We start from the raw sequence: 19,674 nt of genomic DNA, 5'->3' as shown, positions 1-19,674 counted from the left end.
GAACCAGAACGGCATAATTTGCGACTTACCGTTGTAAATATATTGTTATAGAAACCATGTATAGAGTTTCAGTGTTTCAGCCCCCGCAATTTGAGGAGGTTATTCATCGCTGCTTAACCAGTCCATCTGATGACCAGCTCGGCGTTTCTTATTCAAAATATCTTCGAGAAGAGGGGTTAGGATCAATTCCATTGCTAGCCCCATTTTCCCACCTGGCACGACGAGTGTATTTATTCGTGACATAAAAGCACCATCAATCATTTGCAGAAGATACGGGAAATCGACGGTTTTCATTTCACGTCTAAACCTAACCACAACAAAGCTCTCGTCTTGAGTGGGGATCTCACGTGCGCTAAATGGGTTAGACGTATCTACAGTAGGCACACGCTGAAAATTAACATGAGTGCGTGAAAACTGTGGCGTGATGTAATGAAAATAGTCATCTAACCCGCGTACAATACTGCTCATTACGGCCTCACGCGAGTGCCCTCGGTCGGTAGTGTCCCGTACAATTTTTTGGATCCACTCTAAGTTTACAATCGGGACCATGCCAACGAGAAGGTCAACGTGCTTGGCAACATCGTTCTCTTCCGTTTTTACGCCGCCATGTAATCCCTCATAAAAGAGTAAATCTGTATTTTGAGGTAAGTCTTGCCACGGAGTAAACGTACCAGGCATCTGATTGAACGGCACGGCCTCATCGAATGTGTGTAAATACTGTCTAAATTGTCCAGTACCGGAGTTACCATATTCCTTAAAGAGTGTTTCAAGCAGTTCAAAGTCATTGGCTTTTGGGCCAAAATAACTAATGTGCCTTCCTTGTTCTTGCGCCTTTCGGATTTCAACTTCCATTTCTGGACGAGTGAACCGATGAAAGCTGTCGCCCCCAACTACCGCAGCATTAACATTTAAGTTTCTGAAAATATGGCGAATAGCATTGGTGGTGGTGGTGGTCCCCGCACCTGACGAACCTGTTATTGCAATGATAGGGTGTTTGACAGACATAGAAATTCTTTTAAGAAGTGGAGAGACTAGTTATAAGCTGATGTGGGTTAAGAATCAAGAGGACGACCAAACCCAACGGTTAAAACGGAAATGGTTTGTGGCTTTAAAAAGCTTAAACGTCAGACGCTTACTCGGTTTTTGCTGTAATTTTTAAACGTGCTTTATTACAAAAAAGCGCTTGCGTCTTTGCAAGCGCCTTGGCCTATTTCTATCGTTAAGCTTTTGCTTCGCGAGCAATAGCGCGGTGGGCAATATCGTTGCGATAATAGACATCTTTAAACTGAATGGTTTTCAGTAATTCGTATGCTTTTTGTTGGGCTTCAGTTACATTGTTACCTAACGCAGTGGCACAAAGCACGCGACCACCAGCGGTTACCACGTCTCCGTCTTGGAGGGCAGTACCTGCGTGGAAAACCTTTCCTTCTAGTTTCGCGGCGTCTTCAAAACCAGTTATTACATCCCCCTTGGCATAGCTACCTGGATAGCCGCCAGCTGCAAGCACAACACCTACCGACGCGCGCTCGTCAAACTCAATGGTTTTGCCCGCAAGTTCGCCTTTACACGCAGCTTGGCAAAGTGGAACCAAATCAGATTTTAAGCGAAGCATAATAGGCTGGGTTTCTGGGTCGCCAAAGCGGCAGTTATATTCAATCACCTTAGATGTGCCGTCTGCCATGATCATAAGGCCGGCGTACAAAAATCCAACGTAGTCATTACCTTCAGCAGCCATGCCATCAACGGTTGGCATGATCACTTCTTGCATAATACGGTCGTGAATGTCGGCTGTGACAACAGGAGCCGGAGAATAAGCACCCATACCGCCTGTGTTTGGACCTTTATCGCCGTCAGCTGCACGTTTGTGGTCTTGGCTGGTGGCAAAAGGCAGTACGTTCTTACCATCTACCATCACGATAAACGACGCTTCTTCACCGTCTAGGAATTCTTCAATAACTACGCGGCTGCCGGCTTCGCCAAACGCGTTACCTGCCAGCATGTCGCGGATAGCGTCTTCCGCTTCTTCAACGGTCATTGCAACAATCACACCTTTGCCCGCCGCTAGGCCGTCTGCTTTTACTACGATAGGCGCGCCTTTCTCACGTACATAGGCAATGGCTGGGTCAATGTCTGTGAAGTTTTGATACTCAGCCGTGGGAATATTGTGACGAGCCAAAAAGTCTTTGGTAAACGCTTTTGAGCCTTCAAGCTGCGCCGCAGCTTGAGTGGGACCAAAAATCATTAAGCCCGCGTTAGTGAACGCATCTACAACACCTGCAACTAGCGGCGCCTCTGGGCCTACAATAGTAAGCGCAACATCATTGCCTTGAGCAAAAGAAACGAGGCCTGCGATGTCGTTTACATCAATAGCTACGTTCTCAAGCTTAGGCTCTGTAGCGGTACCCGCATTACCAGGCGCTACAAATACTGTTGAAACATCAGAAGACTGCGCTGCTTTAAACGCTAGCGCGTGTTCGCGGCCACCGCCGCCAATTACAAGTACGTTCATTAACTGTTCCGTTTTGAGTGTTTAATATTATGATTTTGGTTTAGTGAATTTTAACGTCATGCGATTGCTCTCGCCAATCGCCAAGTACTTTTCACGGTCTTGGTCGTCTAGTGCCAAGCGAGGAGGTAGCGTCCACACACCTTTAGGATGATCTGCGCTATCCATTGGGTTTGCGTTTACGTCGCTACTAGCTTCAAGTTCAAAGCCTGCTTTTTCAGCGGCAGCTACAACGTAAGAACGCTTCATGTAACCGCTTTTCTTCATGGCTTCATCGTCTGCACTTTCCGGTAGTTCGTGTTCCACTACGCCCAGTACGCCGCCTGGCTTGAGTGCTTTAAAGAACGCGCCGAATGCGTTGTCGATACCTTCGTCACCGTGACGCATATACCAGTTGTGCACGTTGCGAAAGGTTAGCACCATATCGGCGCTACCAGCTTTGCCAATATCCAGCGCTTTTATAGGGTCGAATGCTGTAAGCTCAGCACCTTCGTACTTCATGCCCGGCTTCATTTTTTCTTTAAAGCCTTCTACTGACTTTTTGTAGTAGTCGTTGGTGTTTTCATCAACAAAAAAATGCGCTGCCACGTACTTACCTTCATTCTTCACTGCAGAATAAAGAATATCAGCATACCAGCCGCCACCTGGCGATATTTCTACCACCGTCATGTTTGGCTTAAGGCCAAAGAAGCGTAGTGTTTGCTGAGGGTTGCGGTATTCGTCGCGTACCTTTGCACTATCAGAGCGAATGTCGCTCATAACGGCATCTGAAATTGCGTCTGCGTTTGCGTAAGACGCGCTCATACCAAGGGTTGCGGCTAATACATATTGGGCTAACTTTTTCATTTTTATTTCCTTTTTCTGTCGAGGGTAAATATCTATGCGGACTGGTATAACATAATACTGGTTGGTAACACTATTACTACAAACTACCACAGGTCAGATCAAGACTATCAGCTAACCGTTATTTGCACTTACGCCTTAGCAGAATAATTAGCAGCTCTGTCGCTTCACGTGGTGTGCTTACATTTATGTTTACGAGCCTTAAGACTACTTATCAAAAAGAGGCAATAAACGACAAACACACAGTAAAGCCACTAAATACAACCTTACTGCGTGTTTAACTTAGGTGTTGGTTTCCCTTACTAAGTCTGCACTATAAGTTATTGTGCAAATACTTATTAGTGACGGAAATGACGCATGCCCGTGAACACCATAGCAATGCCGTGTTCATCAGCGGCATCTATAACTTCTTGGTCGCGCATAGAGCCGCCAGGCTGAATTACTGCCTTAATGCCCGCTTCAGCCGCTGCGTCAATGCCGTCGCGGAATGGGAAGAAAGCGTCAGATGCCATGACAGAGCCAGCCACTTCAAGGTTCTCATCAGCTGCCTTAATTCCCGCAATTTTCGCAGAATAAACGCGGCTCATTTGACCTGCGCCCACGCCTACCGTCATACCGTCTTTGCAGTAAACAATTGCGTTAGACTTCACGTATTTTGCTACCTTCCAGCAGAACATAAGGTCGCGCAGTTCTTCTTCGCTAGGCTTACGCTTCGTCACCACTTCTAAGTCTTCCATTTCAACCATGCCGAAGTCGCGCTCTTGCACTAATAAACCGCCGTTTACGCGCTTAAAGTCATAACCTTCAGTTAGCTGACCAGCCCAATCACCACACGCTAGAAGACGTACGTTTTTCTTCGCACTTACTACTTCTTTCGCTTCATCGCTTACTGTCGGCGCAATAATGACTTCCACAAATTGACGGTCAACAATCGCTTGCGCCGTTTTTGCATCAAGCTCGCGGTTAAACGCAATAATGCCGCCAAATGCAGAGGTTGGGTCAGTTTTAAACGCACGATCGTAGGCACTTAAAATATCATCGCCAATGGCCACGCCACATGGGTTAGCGTGCTTGACGATTACACATGCTGGCTCTTCGAATTCTTTTACGCACTCAAGCGCCGCATCGGTATCAGCAATGTTGTTAAATGACAGTTCTTTACCCTGAAGCTGAGTAGCGGTAGCCACAGACGCTTCTTGAACATTGTTTTCAACATAGAATGCCGCTTCTTGGTGGCTATTTTCGCCATAGCGAAGGTCTTGCTTCTTAGTAAGCTGCATGTTGTAGGTACGTGGGAATTCACTGTGCTGGTGGTCACAGTCTGCTTCACAACCTGTGCTGTCTAAACGAGCACCAAAGTAGTTTGCAATCATGCCGTCGTATTCGGCCGTATGTTCAAACGCTTTAATCGCAAGGTCAAAACGGGTGTTGTACGTTAACGAGCCATTGTTGTCGTTCATTTCTGCAAGCACGCGAGAGTAGTCCGCCGCATTAACAACAATAGTGACATCTTTATGGTTTTTTGCCGCAGCGCGCACCATCGTTGGCCCACCGATATCAATATTTTCAATTGCATCTTCTAGCGTACAGTCTTCGTTTGCCACGGTTGCAGCAAACGGGTAAAGGTTAACTACCACAAGGTCGATAGGCGCAATGCTGTGTTCTTCCATCACCGCTTCATCGGTACCGCGACGACCAAGGATACCGCCATGAATTTTAGGGTGAAGAGTTTTGACACGGCCTGCCATAATTTCTGGGTGACCCGTGTGATCAGACACTTCTTTAACAGGTAAGCCAGCATCAGCGAGAAGTTTTGCAGTACCGCCCGTCGACAGAAGTTCTACGCCAGCGTTATGCAGCGCTGTTGCGAAATCGAGGATACCGGTTTTATCAGAGACACTAAGGAGAGCACGTTTAATTGGTTTTGGTGTTTGCATAAATTTTAAGTTTCTAATGTTGTAGTGTTGAAACAAAAAGAGCACCGATTGGTGCTCTTTGGTGGGCAAAGCCCTTGGAATCTTAGTTCATGCCGTATTGCTTAAGCTTCTTGCGAAGTGTGCCACGGTTGATGCCCATCATGATGGCTGCGCGGGTTTGGTTGCCGCGTGTATAAGTCATGACTTCTTCTAACAGCGGCGCCTCAACTTCAGCCAGTACCATTTCGTACAGGTTATCGATATTAGCGTTGTCCAGTTGCTTAAGGTACTTGTTAACTGCTTGCTTTACAGAGTCGCGCAGCGGCTTTTGTGCTTGCGTTTGTGAAGGCGTAGTTACTGTAGTAGTAAAAGGTGAAGTCACGTTTTGATCGAACATAATACTGTGTTGCTCTTAAGTTAGTCATCACTATGCTGCGGGAGAAATCTGTCGGGTTTCTCGAATCTGCAGCGCTTGAAAATATGCATTAAGTGCTTCGAGTTGCTCATTCGCATCATCGATAGCGTTAAACGTTTTACGAAACTGACGATCCGTATCATGCTCCGCGAGATACCAGCCCACGTGCTTACGGGCAATTCTTACACCTGAGATGTCACCGTAAAAATCCTGCACATTTGTTACGTGCTCATGCAAGATTTCGTACTGCTGTGACAGCGACGGTGGTGCCAAGTTCTCGCCCGTTTCAAGATAATGCTGGATTTGATTAAATATCCATGGGTTACCTTGCGCGCCGCGACCAACCATCACACCATCTGCACCAGTGTAATTCAGCACCTCTTGTGCTTTCTGTGGAGAAGTTATGTCACCATTGGCAATAACAGGAATTGATATTGCTGCCTTTATTTTGCGAATGGTGTCGTATTCCGCTTCCCCTTTGTACATACAAGCTCGCGTTCTGCCGTGAACAGCAAGCGACTGTATGCCGTTTTGCTCTGCAATGCGGGCAATGTCTACCCCATTGCGATTTTCTGGGTTCCAGCCGGTGCGAATCTTCAGTGTTACAGGTACATTTACCGCTTTCACTACCGCTTTAACGATAGCTTCCACTGTATCTGGATATTGAAGCAACGCTGAGCCTGCTAATTTCTTATTGACCTTTTTTGCAGGGCAACCCATGTTGATGTCGATGATCTGCGCACCGTTTTCAACATTAAATTGCGCTGCTTGAGCCATAAGCACAGGGTCGGCGCCAGCAATCTGTACAGAGCGAATACCTTCTTCACCCTCATGATTCATACGCGCCTGCGATTTGGCGGTATTCCACACCTTAGGATTACTTGAAAGCATTTCTGAAACAACCAAGCCTGCACCCAAACGTTTACAAAGTTGACGAAACGGCCTGTCAGTTACGCCAGCCATAGGCGCTAACATCAGGTTATTGTCCAACGTGTAAGGTCCTATTTGTATCGTTTGTTGCATGGTTTGTCGTATAGCTCTTCAACTAAAACTGCACATAATTTATACACCCGGCTAAAACGGGGCGCTAAGTGTACGCGTTTTCGCAATGCTTGAAAAGGCTAAAAATCACACAAAATTTCACTTCATGGGCTTGACAGTGAAAAAAAACTGTCACATTAACAAGCTAGATGACTTTTCTAGTCTAAAATTTGTTCAATATTCTCACAGCCCCCGTTTTAAAAGGGCTGTGATGTAAATAAAATTAACAACTTTTTATAGCTTTGTACCGGAAACGCGAGCCCATTCGCCATCGATTGCACTGGTTTCTAAGTTGATATCTTTAGAATAGGCGTCTTCTATTCGCTCTACCTGTTCTGCAAGAATACCTGAAAGTACAAGCTGGCCATTTGATTTGCAGTATCCTGTGATAACGCCTTGCAGGTCTAATAGGGGGCCAGATAAGATATTCGCCATGACCACATCGGCTTCAAGTTCAGGTTGATCTTCGGGTAGATACACATCTAAACGATCTTCAACGCCATTGCGGCGCGCATTTTCTTTTGTGGCTTGAAGGGCTTGCGGGTCAATATCAATACCTATAACGCGCTTCGCGCCTAGCTTTAATGCAGCAAGGGCTAAGATACCTGAACCACAGCCAAAATCGACGACCGTTTTGTTTGTCATATCGATACCATCTAGCCAGCGTAAACAAAGCGCCGTGGTAGGGTGTGTACCAGTACCAAAGGCAAGTCCTGGGTCAAGCATCACGTTAACAGCATTTGGGTCGGGCACATCACGCCAGCTAGGGCAGATCCAAAGGCGCTCGCCAAACTGCATAGGATGAAAGTTATCCATCCATTCACGTTCCCAGTCTTTGTCTTCAAGTGGCTCAAGTTTATATTTAAAGTTCGGGCCCAGCACTTTTGCTTTGCTTAGACGTTGAAGAATACCTTTCATGTCGGCATCTGCTTCAAATAGACCTACAACCTGCGTGTCTGGCCACAACAAAACCTCGCCGGGTTTTGGTTCATACATAGGCGTATCTTTTGCGTCTACATAGGTAACGGCCTGCGAGCCATTTGCTGTAAGCATGTCACCAATAGACTCTGCGTTTTCAGATGAAGTATTAATTCGAAGTTGTAACCAGGCCATGATTTTTCGCCGTCTAATGTCTTTAGCGCTATTGTACCTATCGTTTCTTGTAAACAAAACGCGATAACGCTTTTTTACGCTACCGAAAATGGCAGCTCGCTTGTGTGTCACTTGAAATTGTATGCTTAAGTTGACTGGTTAAAACTCGATGATTACGTATAGTTAATGTATTACCTGAGCGCATTCACATAGGGAAAGCAATGAAACAATTACTGTTAATGTTTTTGGTGTCGTACCTTTTGTCTACATCAGTGTGCGCAAAGAAAATAAGTGTTGTTGTTGGTTGGAATAAACCTCCTTACGTAATATCTCAAACAGATACGGGATTTGAAGTTGACCTTGTGCGTGCAGTGCTGCGTGACATGGGCCACGAGATTTCGCCTATATACGTACCTTTTGGAAGAAGCGCTCGATTATTGTCTATGGGGTCAATTGATATAGGGCTTACCCTAAATAACAGTCATGATGTTTCTTCTGATTTTCTTTCTGATGCATACGTTGTTTATCAAAATGTCGCTGTAACCCGTAAAGACAGGGCCTTGTCTATCCATTCCATTGAGGACTTGAAGGGCAAAAGCGTAGCTGCGTTTCAAACCGCCTCGTCGGTGTTAGGGGAAAAATACGGTGACACACTCTCGTCCCACCCCACTTACATTGAAATGGCCAGTCAAGATAGCCAGGTTGCTATGCTGATGCTTGGTAGTATTGATGTTGCTGTAATGGACAGAAACATTTTTAACTATTTTAAGTCTCAAGATGCTCAATATGCAGATGATGAAGTTGTGCTGCACGAACTATTCCCTTTGGTTGCGTATCATGCCGCTATTCCTGATCAACAACTGCGTGCAGCGTTTAATGAAACACTACAAACCTTTATAGAAGACGGGCGCTATCAGGCATTGCTCGACGTGTATGGTCTAGAAAATTTGTTGCATACCATGAAGCAGAACCGTCCGCCGCGTTAGTGCTATAGCAAACTAAATCTACCAAGTTGTGCTTGATAGTGAACTAAATCTGTTACAACGTATAAAAAGACACGTTAGATAATAATAATAGGTTTAGGGACTCATGATAAAACGTTGGTATATAACAATAGGTGTTTTGCTCGTTGCGGGTTGTTCACTGCATAGTCGCGACGGTGTAGCAGTAGACGAAGTAAATGAAGTTGCAGTGGGTAAATGGTTAGATTCACCCGCTCATCAACAGGTACAAGCGATTAAATCGGGAGAGTTAAAAGCATCGTCTTTGGTACAAGGGTATTTGTCTCGGATAAATGAATTAGATACTCAGGTTAACAGCGTACTGGCAATAAACCCCAGCGCAATGCGTGAAGCGCAAGCGATCGATCTCAAAATCGCTAATGGTGAACCAGTAGGAAAACTTGCAGGGCTGCCCATTCTTATTAAGGATAATATTGAAACTGCAGAATTGCCTACAACAGCAGGTTCAATGGCGTTAATGAATAACATAACGGGGCGAAATGCGCCTATTGTAGAAAAGCTCAAAGCGGAAGGCGCGATTGTCCTAGGCAAAACGAACCTTTCTGAATGGGCTAATTTTCGGTCTGAATCATCAATTAGCGGCTGGAGCGCGGTGGGAGGTTTAACTCGCAACCCACATATATTGTCACGTAGTGCATGTGGTTCATCTTCTGGTTCTGGAGCGGCAATGTCACTGCGCCTAGCGTCACTGGCAATTGGTACCGAAACAAATGGTTCAATCATTTGTCCGTCATCGTTAAATGGTGTTGTAGGCTTTAAACCCTCGGTAGGGTTGTTATCACGTAGCCATATCGTGCCTATTTCCTCTAGTCAAGATACGGCAGGGCCTATGACATCAAACGTAATTGATGCGTGGTTAATGACCGCTATTATGGCAGGAAGTGATAGCGACGATAGCGCAACTGAAGAGGCGGATGCTCATATACCTCGTACTCCCTCTCAAGCGATGATAAATACTGATCTTAAGGGAATAAGAGTCGGAGTAGTACGCTACAGACAGGGCGATAACCCCCATGTGCTTGCGGTATATGAAAAAGCGTTAGCACAACTCAAGGCGGCCGGTGCAACGCTAGTTGAAATCAATGACTTTAATCAGCCCGATAGTTTCTGGGCAGATTCCTACACCGTTTTGCTGAGCGAGTTTCACGCGACGCTTAATGACTATCTAGCAACGTCACCTGCCGATATTCCGGTACGTAACTTAGCAGACCTTATTGCTTTTAATAATGAAAACGATCGTGAATTGGCACTATTTGACCAAAGTATTTTTGAGAAGTCGTTGTCTGCGCCAAATATTGACAGCAGTGAATACAAAGAGGCCCTTTCACTTGTCAAAGAAACGGCGGGTACCAATGGTATAGATACACTGTTGCACCAACATAATGTAGATGTTTTGGTGGCACCATCTAATAGCCCCTCATTTTTGATTGATGGGGTTTACGGTGATCATTCACCGGCTGGCTTTATCGGTATTGGCTATCTTGCTGCGGTGGCAGGGTATCCGCATTTAACGGTACCTGCTGGCGAGGTAAAGGACCTGCCAGTTGGGATAAGTTTTATCGGTGCTAAATGGCAAGATCAAAAAATATTGAGTATCGGCAGTGTGTTCGAGGCGAAACACGGTTTTTACCTTAAGCCTGGCCTTTTGCCTACGCGGTTTGATGCTCCGGCATTGCGAAATGTTGTTAGTGGTGTTGCCAATTAGTAAGTGACGGCATGATATAGAAAACCCAGCCTATGGCTGGGTTTTTTGTCATCTTGTATCGTGGCAAAGTGTTAACTTGGCTTTTTAACCCATGCACTGCACCACCCATTGGCATTAACTAACTTGCCGGGGAAGATGTTGCACGGACGATACTGTTCGCCGTCTGCACCTTGCACGTACATGCAGTTTGCGCAATTTGATCCTTCCACGGTAGATGCTGGTGTGTAATTGAGTGCTTTTGCAGTTGGGTCGTCGGCGCTCAGCTGCTCTTGGGCTTGCGCACGAAGTGCAACGCCACCTAGCGTGAGTCCTATAACTGTAGAGCCTGACAATTTTAAAAAATTACGACGACTTACAGATTTCATAACGGTCTCCTTAAGAGATATAAACGATAATGATTCTTTTTTATTCAGTATCTTAAACGCAAAAACCTGCCCATAAAGGCAGGTTTTTTTTACATTAATTCATACTAGCGTTTTTCACAGAAAGATCGAATGGAAAGTGAAATATTCGCTTGATCTAGATTAAAAAAAGTTTATTGCAATGCAATACGGGTACAACATAGCTACTCAATAGGTCTTTACCCACGCAATTTAATAGTTATAAATGTATGAAAACTATTTTTTTGTAAGCGGTGTATTTGCTTTTGCATAAGCAAACTGTGCTAGCCGCGTTGTCTTGTGGTAACTATCAAGACCGGATATACAGGCACTGCCCGCTGCCTCAATATCTACATACCCGTCTTCAGATAATAAAGGCTCGGAAATGAACAATTCCTGAATCTCCCCGATGATCATTTCCGTATTATTTAGCAATGTAAAATGCTGCGCGACTGACAGCCCCATTTTTATGTTACTTTCCTTCACATATGGCGCTTCGAACGTCTCGCTAAACTGAGGGGTTAAACCTACGGCTTCAAATTCGCTTTCGTCTGGCGCATAGCGAGCTGATGTTTGGTGCGCTTTATCAACCCATTCGACGTGTATATGGTTTAATGTGTAAACGCCGCGCTGTTTAATATTGCTTAAAGAGTCACGCGTTACGGTGTGTGGCCGCATGATAACACCGAGTAATGGCGGGTTAGCACCAATGTGAACAACAGAACTAATCACTGCCAAGTTGGGGGTGGTGCCATCAGTTGTGCCTAGTAATGTTGCCGACTTAAAGCCGGACAAACTATTGATGAAATTAGCTCGAAAGCGCTGGGGCATTGCACTGATGTCATCATGAGTGAATTGCTTAGTCATTCTCTCTTTCGGCCTCTATTTCGATATCTTCACCGTGCTGAAATACACGGAGTTCGATGGGTTGGCAGCACACTTGGCAATCTAACACCAGGGTTTGGCCAACATCATTTATTTCGTCTATTTCTACGTCATTAGGTGCCATGCAGTAAGGGCACGAAAAGTCCATTGCTCGCGTTAAGCTCATTGATATTCCCAGAAACATTACAATAACCACTTGTACGTGATGCATAGCCATGCGGATTGAAAATCTTTACATCAAATGATCAGTACTTGTCGTTATCGAGTATGTTAAATCAAGTGAGTTGTATTGAGAGAAGAACGGTGTCTAATAAAGTCGGCGATTGTCCTTGCTGCCACCGTCAAGCGCGCCTTACGTTTCATCATTTGATCCCGCGAAAAATGCATCGGCGCAGCTTTTTCAAGAAACATTTTAGTAAAGCTGAGTTAAACAAGGGCATTTATATATGTAGGCAGTGTCACAGTGGAATACATAGGTTCTATGATGAAATGACACTCGCAAAACATTTTTGTTCGTTGCCAGCATTGCTTGACGATGAACAACTAGGCGCATTTTTTCAATGGGTATCGAAACAGCGAATTAGGATTTAAGTTGAATTTTCAGCCTGTATAAATATACACTTACACTGTATTCATAACCAGTAAAGTTGCCATGCCTCGTATGCGAAAAGACCTCCCTCCTCGTTACTACCTTACACATTTCTATGAGTTTCTTGCTTTTTTTGAGGGTGCTAACAAGGTATTGCTGAATCAAGAAGCAATAGCGTTTATTGACCGTTTTAACGCGCTAGATGAAGATAAAAAATGTATTATCGTGCGGGCAGCGAACCGTAAATATGCTGTTATCGATAGGAACCAGTTCAATTATGCGGAGATTGATGCGCCACAGCAGCAGATAGATGCATTGATTGAGCAGGGGTGGTTTGGTGATATCACACATGCGTCTCTTCATGATATTGCTGGCGTGTGACTAGTCCTGAAATAGGTTGACACTTATTTCGGTTAAAACGCCCGATGTATTTCATCGGGCGTTTTGTATTTAAGGGCCTGATGTGGCCGCCTACCATTATAGATTGCTATTGACTCTGCAACCATCTTTCTCGCTTCTTCTAAATCTCGTGGCTTATGGAGTAAGTATTCATTTTTAAGAATACCGTTTATTCGCTCTGCAAGGGCGTTTTGATAGCAGTCGTAGCCATCTGTCATCGAGCACTGTACATCATGTTTTCTATGGAGTTTTTGATACTCTTCTGAACAATACTGTATACCTCTGTCTGAGTGATGCACGAGCTTTTCTTTTGTACTTTTTTGTTTAAGCGCTCGAGTAAATGCTTGCTTTACTGACTGCGTTCGCATGTTATCGTCAACCTGATAGCCCACAATCTTCCGCGAATAAGCATCTGTAATGAGACTTACATAACTCTCTCCACTTCGCGTCGGTAAGTACGTGATATCCGCTACCCAAAGCTGATTGGGCTTCTCTGCTTTGAAACCCGCTTTAATGAGATTAGGGTGACGACGGAACCGATGATGGCTGTTGGTTGTTTTGTGATACGCGCGCTTTGTCGGCACCAATAGCCGCTTTTCTCTCAGTAAATTAAAGAGATGGTCTCTCCCGATATCCATTTTTTCGAGCGCAAGCAGATACTGTAGTTTCCGAGTGCCGATGCGAGGTTGCATCATTCGCTCCTGACGGACGAACTGAATGACTTGACCTTCAAGCGCTTCGCGCTTGAGTGAGCGAGCGCAGTATTGGTAGTAAGCCTGACGAGAAATCTTCAGGTAACGACAGGCTTTGGCAACGGACACTCCGCCTATCACTTTTTCTTGGATGACTTTCTTTTGCGCTTTTTTACAACGCTTACTCCATAGTCACTTTCAAGGACATTTACAACGGCTTCAAAGAAATCAGCTTTCATTTTTGTATCAGCAAGCTCTTTCTCTAGCGCTTTAATTCGCTGTTCGGGGGTGAGTTCTGCTTTGGGTTTATCCACGACGTGGCCTCGCGTTAGAAACTTCGGTGTTCCATCCGTCCAATCTAAACGACCGTGCTTACGAAGCCAAACTAAAACAGTTGAGCAACCTTGTATTCCGTAGTGATCTTGAGCCTGCCTGTAGGTGAACTCGCCTTTTTCAACTTGGTCTACAACAGCCAATTTAAAAGCGAGGGAATAATCACGTTGAGTTCTTCTGCTATTTGATTTCATTACACTCTCCAAAATAAGTTTGAAAAGTGTCAACGCTATTTAGGATGGGTCAGTGTTAACAAAAGAGGCGATTATTTCGCTGCTATCTGAGTACGGCAGTGTGCAAGGTTTAGCATCGCAGGCGAAAGCTAAACTGGTTACAATTCTTGCTGAGCATATTCGCAAGCAGGGATGGCCCTCTTCATTCTCGTTTACACATTACTTGGTCTGTTTGTTTGATTCTGCACTTCGTTTTCTTCTCTTTGTTTATTTTGGTAACACCAAAAGTCGGCTAAATCAGTTTTCAATGCGTGACCTTGGCGTTATGCGCACGCGATCGGATTCGGTGACTGACACTGCGCGGTTCGACAGCATGGAAGACACACAAGCCGCGTGGTTTTATGCTGATCACTATACCCGCCTGTCTTACTACAGCGATGATGAACTACAAACACTTGCTAGATCAGACTTTCCTGAAACCGAATGTGTTTCTGCCAGTTTCTACCGCGATCAGTTTTTATATGCGCTTGGTTTAAAAGTGTGTGAGTTAGATCGTGAGCTTGGTCTAAATGTACTTGGTTTGGCAAAAAGCGACAAAGCAAAAGAAAAGTGGCTAAGAGAAAGCTATAAAGATGGGCACATAGAGCAAGTTAAAGAGGCATTAGAAAACATTATTGATGATCCGCCTTCTGATACGCTTGGTGCTTTCGCGGAAGATTTTTATGCACGTAAATATAACAAGAAGCGCACGAGTGTAGTGACAGATATGCTGCGTAATGCAAGTCGCACACTGAATATTGACGTGAGCCAGAATCAGCAGGTAGAGCGTGGAGTATTAGCTCACTATGCGAGACAAGGTATTCAGGGATGGCGCACCGAAAATAGACTTTGGCGGAGCCTCTTTGGCCTGATTTTCTGGCAGCAACTCTATGAGGAGGACACGTTAGTTACAGAGTTTGACCGCAGACCGCTGTCGCTTAAACAAAACAACTTTTATGAGAAATTTAAAGACAGCATTGAAGCGCTGCTGAGTCGGCTGAATTCAAAAGATGCATTGCGTCGACATATCCACAAAAACGCGACCCAACATTACGGCAAAGTGAATAGCTTGTTCATGTGGTCTAGTCATCTTCTAACACCGCTTGAAGCACTTATAGAGCATGGCGATTTGAAGGCAATTTACGCGTTGCTGCGAATGATGTGCAGGGATTTTGAAAGTTTGAGGGATGGTTTTCCAGACATTATGGTGTTGGATGGAACCCTTCGCTTTGAGGAAATTAAAGCACCAGGTGATCAGTTGCGCCGCAATCAATTGGTGTCTATTCAACGATTGCAGCAAGCGGGTTTCAGCGTGGCTGTTACCACTGTTAAATGGGTGCGTGACCCTGCTCAGCCTTATGTTGTGGTAGATATAGAAACGACGGGCGGCAATAGCAATTTCAATCGTATAACTGAAGTGGGTATGGTGAAATTAGTGGCGGGCAAAGAAGTAGATAGATTCCAAACGCTCATCAACCCTCAAAGAAGGATACCCTCAAATATTACAAGACTAACAGGAATTTCTGACGCTATGGTGGCCACAGCTCCAGTGTTTGCCGAGGTTGCAGAAAACATAGCAAAGTTTACTGAGGACGCTGTTTTTGTAGCTCATAACGTAAATTTCGACTACGGATTCATTAAGGCTGAGTTTGCAAGGCTTGAGCAATTTTTTAGACGCCCGAAAATGTGCACGGTGCGTGAAATGCGAAGAACGTATCCTGGACTTGCTTCTTACTCATTGGCCAACTTAACCAAACACTTTCATATTGAAATGGAACAACACCATCGCGCATTGAGTGATGCACAAGCAGCGGCCGAGCTATTGAAACTCGCATTTGAAAAGGACGATGCCCGCCCAACTGATTAATAGGCTCGGTTGAAACAACACGCGGCCGTAATAAAGTAGCAGTGTGATAACGCTGCCATACAAATACAAAATTTTGAATGAACGAAAACACCTCTCGGCATGTATTTAATGTGGTTATTTAGCGAGAAAAGAGATGTGCGAAATGGCGTTAACTGAAGAGCAACAGTCAAGAATTATCGAAATGGCATGGGAGGACCGCACGCCTTTTGAGGCTATTGAGCGGCTTTATGGCCTTCCTGAAAAAGAAGTTATTAAGCTGATGCGCAGAAACTTAAAACAAAAAACGTTTAAGAATTGGCGCGAAAGGGTTTCAGGCCGAAAAACTAAACACGCTAGCCTGCGACCTGAAGGGGTTGAACGTGGCTATTGCCCGTCGCAATACAAACCTAAAGGCGCCAACAAGTAAGGCGCCTTTATTCTTTCGATTCAGGTGCTTTTAGCGTGGTAATAGGTAATAGAAACGCGGTTAATTGCTGCCTCAACGGGCTTGGAAAAACAATCGTATTGGCAGATTGGTTAATGCTTTTTGCGTGATGTACCTGCCTTAGCAAATCTTGGTAAGTACTACTGGTTTTTTGAAGTTCTTCAACACGCTCCATCATTAATTCAATAAACTCTGCAGGCGTTAAGTGCTCGTGACGTTTAATCTCTGCTGCCAGTGCTTTTAGTACGTAGGCTTCCCACTCCTTACGATAGCTCGAAGATAGCCTTTCTGGATATAACGTTAAATCAGAAATATCTTGCGCTAGATCGACAATGTCTAACGGGTCGTCAAACATTACTCTAAATGCCAAGAGCACGTCGTCGGACAACCTAGAAACGGGCAATTTCTCTTTTAACTGTGTATAGCGGCTCGTCACAAAACACCTTTATCTCATTTGCACTTTTTTTTAGATACGCAGTCAATCAAAATAAGATTCTACTTAGACTTTCGTATAATAAATTCTTTGAAGTTAAGTTTAATAAAAGGTGAGGTGCTGATAAAGGCAAAGAGATTAAAAATAAGTAATTGAACCAGGGTGAACTTAGCTTTAACGAGCAGCGTAATCTATTACGCACTGTTAAAGTGTGTACGCGTTCTTGCTGTTTGGCCCATCGTTTGATGGGCCTTTTTTTATGTGGCTTTAGCGCCTTTGTTCATTCAACTTTCAAAAGAAAGTTTTATGCCGGCGAGCAACCGGCTGACACTATCTACAACATCAGCTCTTACAAACCATTCAACATCATGTTTCTGAGATAACACGCCGCTAAACTCCAAAGAGCCACCGTGACCCGTTCCTAGAAAGTCTTCAATTAATTCAGCGCGCGTACCAAAACTGCTGTCAATGTAGGAGTAGTAAGCAAAATATTCGACAGGATATGATGTATTAAAAGCACTTGCAGTAAACGCTCCGCTAGTGCCCACTACAATTTTAGCTGCGCTTTCATCGGTGCGCTGCACCAGCTCTATAAAGGCGGTATCTTCATTGTTTAGCCTAAACCGATACTCAGCACGAGCAAATGTACCACTTAGCATTCTTTCAAAACTGGCTTCGTAGCTATGGCGCTGGCCCATTTTCGCTGAGTATTCAACCTCAAAATATTCATCCTCTGAGCCTATATTAAACGCTTCAGAAGCTTGGTCATTAGCGAGTTGACCGACAACAATTTCAATGGCGGTGTCATTTTGCAGTTGCCTTACGTGACGTATTCCTGTTATCCACCCATCTTTTGATAAGCCAGTGGAAGAAACACGCCCTTTGTAAGTGGGGATGATGCCTAACTCAGTTTTTCCCAATTCGGTTTCATGCCGCAAATACAGACGCCTTGCGTAGAGATAATCTGTGCTGTCGCTACCAAACGTATTGTGGCTTGATGAAAAGTCATCGCCCGTCACTACAAAGCTGTTTACAGACCATGCTGATGTGATGGCAAGAGAGGGGTAGTAGCGCAGTCGATATTGTTCGCGGCTAGGGCGGTTAGAGCGATTATCGTAGCGAACTTGTATATCTAGCTTCTGTGAAAATGTGGGTGTTATTTGTCCTGCATTCGCGTCGAACCCTGCAATGGCGATTAGTGGTAAAATGAATAAAAAAAGATTTCGCACCTGTTTAACCCTAAACAACATGATTACATGGTTTATACATTAAAAGTAATTAATTGGCGCATCGATTATATAGTTAATAGAAAAAATGCAAAAAAAAGCCGGCAGGGATGCCGGCAATAAGTGGAGTGGGACTCCAATGAGGGTAAAACACACAAAAGTTTAAGGGAGATGTCTTAAAACTTGTGTGAAGTATAGAACGAGTTTTTAAATAGGAAAATCGTTAAAAATTGATTGTAGTAATCGTAAAATTAGAATGTGCTGAATAGCGAATAGCGAATAGCGAATAGCGAATAGCGAATAGCGAAAATTGGGCTACACAAAATACAACGTGTAGCCCAAATGGGGATCAGGCTAAGCCTAGCTTCTTCTCTAGGTAGTGGATGTTGGTCCCACCTGCAAAGAAGTTTTCATCGGCCATAATAGCGCGCTGAAGCGGAATATTCGTTTTAATACCCTCAACCACAATCTCTTCAAGGGCGTGGCGCATACGAGCAATCGCTTCGTCGCGGCTTTCACCGTAAGTGATAAGCTTGCCTATCATTGAATCGTAGTAAGGAGGCACGTGGTAGCCCGCGTAAATATGTGACTCCCAACGAATACCTAAACCACCTGGCGCATGGAACATATCGATAGGACCAGGGCTAGGAATAAAGGTTTGTGGATCTTCTGCGTTAATTCGACATTCAATAGCGTGGCCACGAATTTGAATTTGCGACTGATCAATTGACAGTGGCTGACCGGCTGCAATGCGAAGCTGCTCTTTAATAAGGTCAACGCCTGTGATCATTTCAGATACAGGGTGCTCCACCTGAATACGGGTATTCATTTCAATGAAATAGAATTCACCGTTTTCATATAGGAACTCGAAAGTACCTGCTCCGCGGTAGCCTATTTCAATACAGGCTTTGCGGCAGCGATCGCCTATCTTGGTACGCATTTGCTCAGAAATACCTGGTGCAGGCGCTTCTTCAACCACTTTTTGGTGGCGACGCTGCATTGAGCAGTCACGTTCACCTAAGTGAATAGCGTTGCCTTGGCCATCGGCTAATACCTGAATTTCTACGTGACGTGGGTTTTCAAGGAATTTTTCCATATAAACCGTTGAGTTGCCAAATGCAGCGCCAGCTTCCGCTTGCGTGGTTTCAATGGCTTTAATCAACTCAGCTTCGCTGCGCACTACGCGCATACCACGACCACCGCCGCCGCCCGCAGCTTTAACGATGATTGGGTAACCAATGCGCTTAGCAATGGCTTTGTTGCGCTCTACGTCGTCGGTTAGTGGGCCGTCAGAGCCAGGTACACACGGTACGCCTGCTTTTTTCATGGCGTTGATAGCAGAAACTTTGTCACCCATAAGGTTGATAGTTTCAGCTTTAGGGCCAATGAAAATAAAGCCGCTTTTTTCTACCGCTTCAGCAAAGTCTGCGTTTTCCGCTAGGAAACCGTAACCTGGGTGAATAGCAATAGAGTTAGTGACTTCTGCAGCAGCAATAATGCGAGGAATGTTCAGGTAGCTTTCTGTTGCCGATGCTTTACCAATACAAATCGATTCGTCAGCCAGCAACACGTGCTTCAAGTTTTTATCCGCAGTAGAGTGCACAGCTACGGTTTTGATGCCTAGTTCTTTACAGGCTCTCAAAATACGTAGGGCAATCTCACCACGGTTAGCAATAAGTACTTTATCTAGCATA

19 protein-coding genes are annotated in these 19,674 nt (G+C 44.8%); 5 read left to right on the top strand and 14 right to left on the bottom strand.

Annotated features, from left to right (window positions below):
* Positions 1-99 precede the first annotated feature (99 nt).
* From BK026_RS14055 to prmA, 7 genes are all read right to left on the bottom strand, one after another.
* Positions 100-1,005, bottom strand: a complete 906-nt coding sequence (locus BK026_RS14055) for a phosphoribulokinase (RefSeq protein WP_071816417.1) — start codon at positions 1,003-1,005, stop codon at positions 100-102.
* Positions 1,006-1,219: 214 nt separating this feature from the next.
* Positions 1,220-2,509: a phosphoribosylamine--glycine ligase gene (purD, locus tag BK026_RS14050; RefSeq protein WP_071816416.1), complete on the bottom strand. Its 1,290-nt coding sequence runs from the start codon at positions 2,507-2,509 to the stop codon at positions 1,220-1,222.
* Positions 2,510-2,536: 27 nt separating this feature from the next.
* On the bottom strand, positions 2,537-3,352 hold the full coding sequence (locus BK026_RS14045; RefSeq protein WP_071816415.1) for a class I SAM-dependent methyltransferase: 816 nt from the start codon (positions 3,350-3,352) through the stop codon (positions 2,537-2,539).
* Between the two features lie 335 nt (positions 3,353-3,687).
* Positions 3,688-5,286: a bifunctional phosphoribosylaminoimidazolecarboxamide formyltransferase/IMP cyclohydrolase gene (purH, locus tag BK026_RS14040; RefSeq protein WP_071817674.1), complete on the bottom strand. Its 1,599-nt coding sequence runs from the start codon at positions 5,284-5,286 to the stop codon at positions 3,688-3,690.
* Between the two features lie 82 nt (positions 5,287-5,368).
* Positions 5,369-5,662: a DNA-binding transcriptional regulator Fis gene (gene fis, locus BK026_RS14035; protein ID WP_012520109.1), complete on the bottom strand. Its 294-nt coding sequence runs from the start codon at positions 5,660-5,662 to the stop codon at positions 5,369-5,371.
* A gap of 30 nt (positions 5,663-5,692) precedes the next feature.
* Positions 5,693-6,691, bottom strand: a complete 999-nt coding sequence (gene dusB / locus BK026_RS14030; protein WP_071817673.1) for a tRNA dihydrouridine synthase DusB — start codon at positions 6,689-6,691, stop codon at positions 5,693-5,695.
* Positions 6,692-6,955: 264 nt separating this feature from the next.
* Positions 6,956-7,834 (bottom strand): 50S ribosomal protein L11 methyltransferase, encoded by an 879-nt coding sequence (gene prmA, locus BK026_RS14025; protein WP_071817672.1) that lies wholly within the window; start codon positions 7,832-7,834, stop codon positions 6,956-6,958.
* A gap of 200 nt (positions 7,835-8,034) precedes the next feature.
* On the opposite strand from prmA, the gene BK026_RS14020 reads away from it, so the two are divergent.
* Together BK026_RS14020 and BK026_RS14015 are read left to right on the top strand one after the other, a co-directional pair.
* A complete protein-coding gene (locus tag BK026_RS14020; protein ID WP_071816414.1) occupies positions 8,035-8,799 on the top strand; it encodes an ABC transporter substrate-binding protein in 765 nt (254 codons plus the stop codon).
* 103 nt (positions 8,800-8,902) lie between these two features.
* Positions 8,903-10,540, top strand: coding sequence for an amidase (locus BK026_RS14015; RefSeq protein WP_071816413.1), 1,638 nt, complete (start codon positions 8,903-8,905; stop codon positions 10,538-10,540).
* Positions 10,541-10,611: 71 nt separating this feature from the next.
* Here the strand turns inward: BK026_RS14015 and BK026_RS14010 are convergent, their stop codons facing one another.
* The 3 genes from BK026_RS14010 to BK026_RS14000 all read right to left on the bottom strand — a co-directional run bounded on the left by BK026_RS14010 (position 10,612) and on the right by BK026_RS14000 (position 11,971).
* Entirely contained in the window at positions 10,612-10,905 is a 294-nt protein-coding gene (locus BK026_RS14010) for a high-potential iron-sulfur protein (protein WP_071816412.1), read from the bottom strand.
* A gap of 252 nt (positions 10,906-11,157) precedes the next feature.
* The gene (locus BK026_RS14005; protein WP_071816411.1) at positions 11,158-11,787 is read right to left on the bottom strand and encodes a flavin reductase family protein; all 630 of its coding nucleotides are present in this window, start codon (positions 11,785-11,787) and stop codon (positions 11,158-11,160) included.
* The gene (locus tag BK026_RS14000) at positions 11,780-11,971 is read right to left on the bottom strand and encodes a CPXCG motif-containing cysteine-rich protein (protein WP_071817671.1); all 192 of its coding nucleotides are present in this window, start codon (positions 11,969-11,971) and stop codon (positions 11,780-11,782) included. The genes BK026_RS14005 and BK026_RS14000 overlap by 8 nt, the downstream gene beginning before the upstream one ends.
* A 495-nt stretch (positions 11,972-12,466) precedes the next feature.
* Between BK026_RS14000 and BK026_RS13990 the strand changes: the two genes are divergently transcribed.
* The gene (locus BK026_RS13990; protein WP_256253819.1) at positions 12,467-12,775 is read left to right on the top strand and encodes a hypothetical protein; all 309 of its coding nucleotides are present in this window, start codon (positions 12,467-12,469) and stop codon (positions 12,773-12,775) included.
* A 32-nt stretch (positions 12,776-12,807) separates the two neighbouring features.
* Here the strand turns inward: BK026_RS13990 and BK026_RS13985 are convergent.
* Positions 12,808-14,012, bottom strand: a protein-coding gene (locus tag BK026_RS13985; protein WP_143142110.1) for an IS3 family transposase whose coding sequence is annotated in 2 segments (ribosomal slippage) — positions 12,808-13,640 and positions 13,640-14,012 — 1,206 coding nt in all. Because the reading frame shifts where the segments join, the coding sequence is not laid out codon by codon here.
* A gap of 52 nt (positions 14,013-14,064) precedes the next feature.
* Between BK026_RS13985 and BK026_RS13975 the strand changes: the two genes are divergently transcribed.
* Positions 14,065-15,897 (top strand): exonuclease domain-containing protein, encoded by a 1,833-nt coding sequence (locus tag BK026_RS13975; RefSeq protein WP_256253818.1) that lies wholly within the window; start codon positions 14,065-14,067, stop codon positions 15,895-15,897.
* A 142-nt stretch (positions 15,898-16,039) separates the two neighbouring features.
* Entirely contained in the window at positions 16,040-16,303 is a 264-nt protein-coding gene (locus tag BK026_RS13970) for a TIGR03643 family protein (RefSeq protein ID WP_071817670.1), read from the top strand.
* 7 nt (positions 16,304-16,310) lie between these two features.
* Here BK026_RS13970 and BK026_RS13965 read toward each other — a convergent pair whose 3' ends face one another.
* The 3 genes from BK026_RS13965 to accC all read right to left on the bottom strand — a co-directional run bounded on the left by BK026_RS13965 (position 16,311) and on the right by accC (position 19,673).
* Positions 16,311-16,757 carry a hypothetical protein gene (locus BK026_RS13965; RefSeq protein ID WP_071816408.1) on the bottom strand — a complete coding sequence of 149 codons (447 nt, stop codon included), beginning with the start codon at positions 16,755-16,757 and terminating at the stop codon, positions 16,311-16,313.
* A 281-nt stretch (positions 16,758-17,038) separates the two neighbouring features.
* Entirely contained in the window at positions 17,039-17,983 is a 945-nt protein-coding gene (locus tag BK026_RS13960) for a hypothetical protein (protein WP_071817669.1), read from the bottom strand.
* A gap of 346 nt (positions 17,984-18,329) precedes the next feature.
* Positions 18,330-19,673: an acetyl-CoA carboxylase biotin carboxylase subunit gene (gene accC, locus BK026_RS13955; protein ID WP_039228980.1), complete on the bottom strand. Its 1,344-nt coding sequence runs from the start codon at positions 19,671-19,673 to the stop codon at positions 18,330-18,332.
* Between the last annotated feature and the right edge of the window lies 1 nt (position 19,674).

This window comes from Alteromonas sp. V450 (assembly GCF_001885075.1).
GTDB lineage: Bacteria > Pseudomonadota > Gammaproteobacteria > Enterobacterales > Alteromonadaceae > Alteromonas.
Note: the sequence above shows the minus strand (reverse complement) of the source record. Positions and strands in the feature narration are given on the sequence as shown.

Coding starts and splice junctions, on each gene's coding strand:
- BK026_RS14055 (WP_071816417.1), bottom strand. CDS start 1,005: ATGTCTGTCAAACACCCTATCATTGCAATAACAGGTTCGTCAGGTGCG.
- BK026_RS14000 (WP_071817671.1), bottom strand. CDS start 11,971: ATGAGCTTAACGCGAGCAATGGACTTTTCGTGCCCTTACTGCATGGCA.
- prmA (WP_071817672.1), bottom strand. CDS start 7,834: ATGGCCTGGTTACAACTTCGAATTAATACTTCATCTGAAAACGCAGAG.
- BK026_RS13990 (WP_256253819.1), top strand. CDS start 12,467: ATGCGAAAAGACCTCCCTCCTCGTTACTACCTTACACATTTCTATGAG.
- BK026_RS14045 (WP_071816415.1), bottom strand. CDS start 3,352: ATGAAAAAGTTAGCCCAATATGTATTAGCCGCAACCCTTGGTATGAGC.
- purH (WP_071817674.1), bottom strand. CDS start 5,286: ATGCAAACACCAAAACCAATTAAACGTGCTCTCCTTAGTGTCTCTGAT.
- accC (WP_039228980.1), bottom strand. CDS start 19,673: ATGCTAGATAAAGTACTTATTGCTAACCGTGGTGAGATTGCCCTACGT.
- fis (WP_012520109.1), bottom strand. CDS start 5,662: ATGTTCGATCAAAACGTGACTTCACCTTTTACTACTACAGTAACTACG.
- BK026_RS14020 (WP_071816414.1), top strand. CDS start 8,035: ATGAAACAATTACTGTTAATGTTTTTGGTGTCGTACCTTTTGTCTACA.
- purD (WP_071816416.1), bottom strand. CDS start 2,509: ATGAACGTACTTGTAATTGGCGGCGGTGGCCGCGAACACGCGCTAGCG.
- BK026_RS14010 (WP_071816412.1), bottom strand. CDS start 10,905: ATGAAATCTGTAAGTCGTCGTAATTTTTTAAAATTGTCAGGCTCTACA.
- BK026_RS14005 (WP_071816411.1), bottom strand. CDS start 11,787: ATGACTAAGCAATTCACTCATGATGACATCAGTGCAATGCCCCAGCGC.
- BK026_RS14015 (WP_071816413.1), top strand. CDS start 8,903: ATGATAAAACGTTGGTATATAACAATAGGTGTTTTGCTCGTTGCGGGT.
- BK026_RS13970 (WP_071817670.1), top strand. CDS start 16,040: ATGGCGTTAACTGAAGAGCAACAGTCAAGAATTATCGAAATGGCATGG.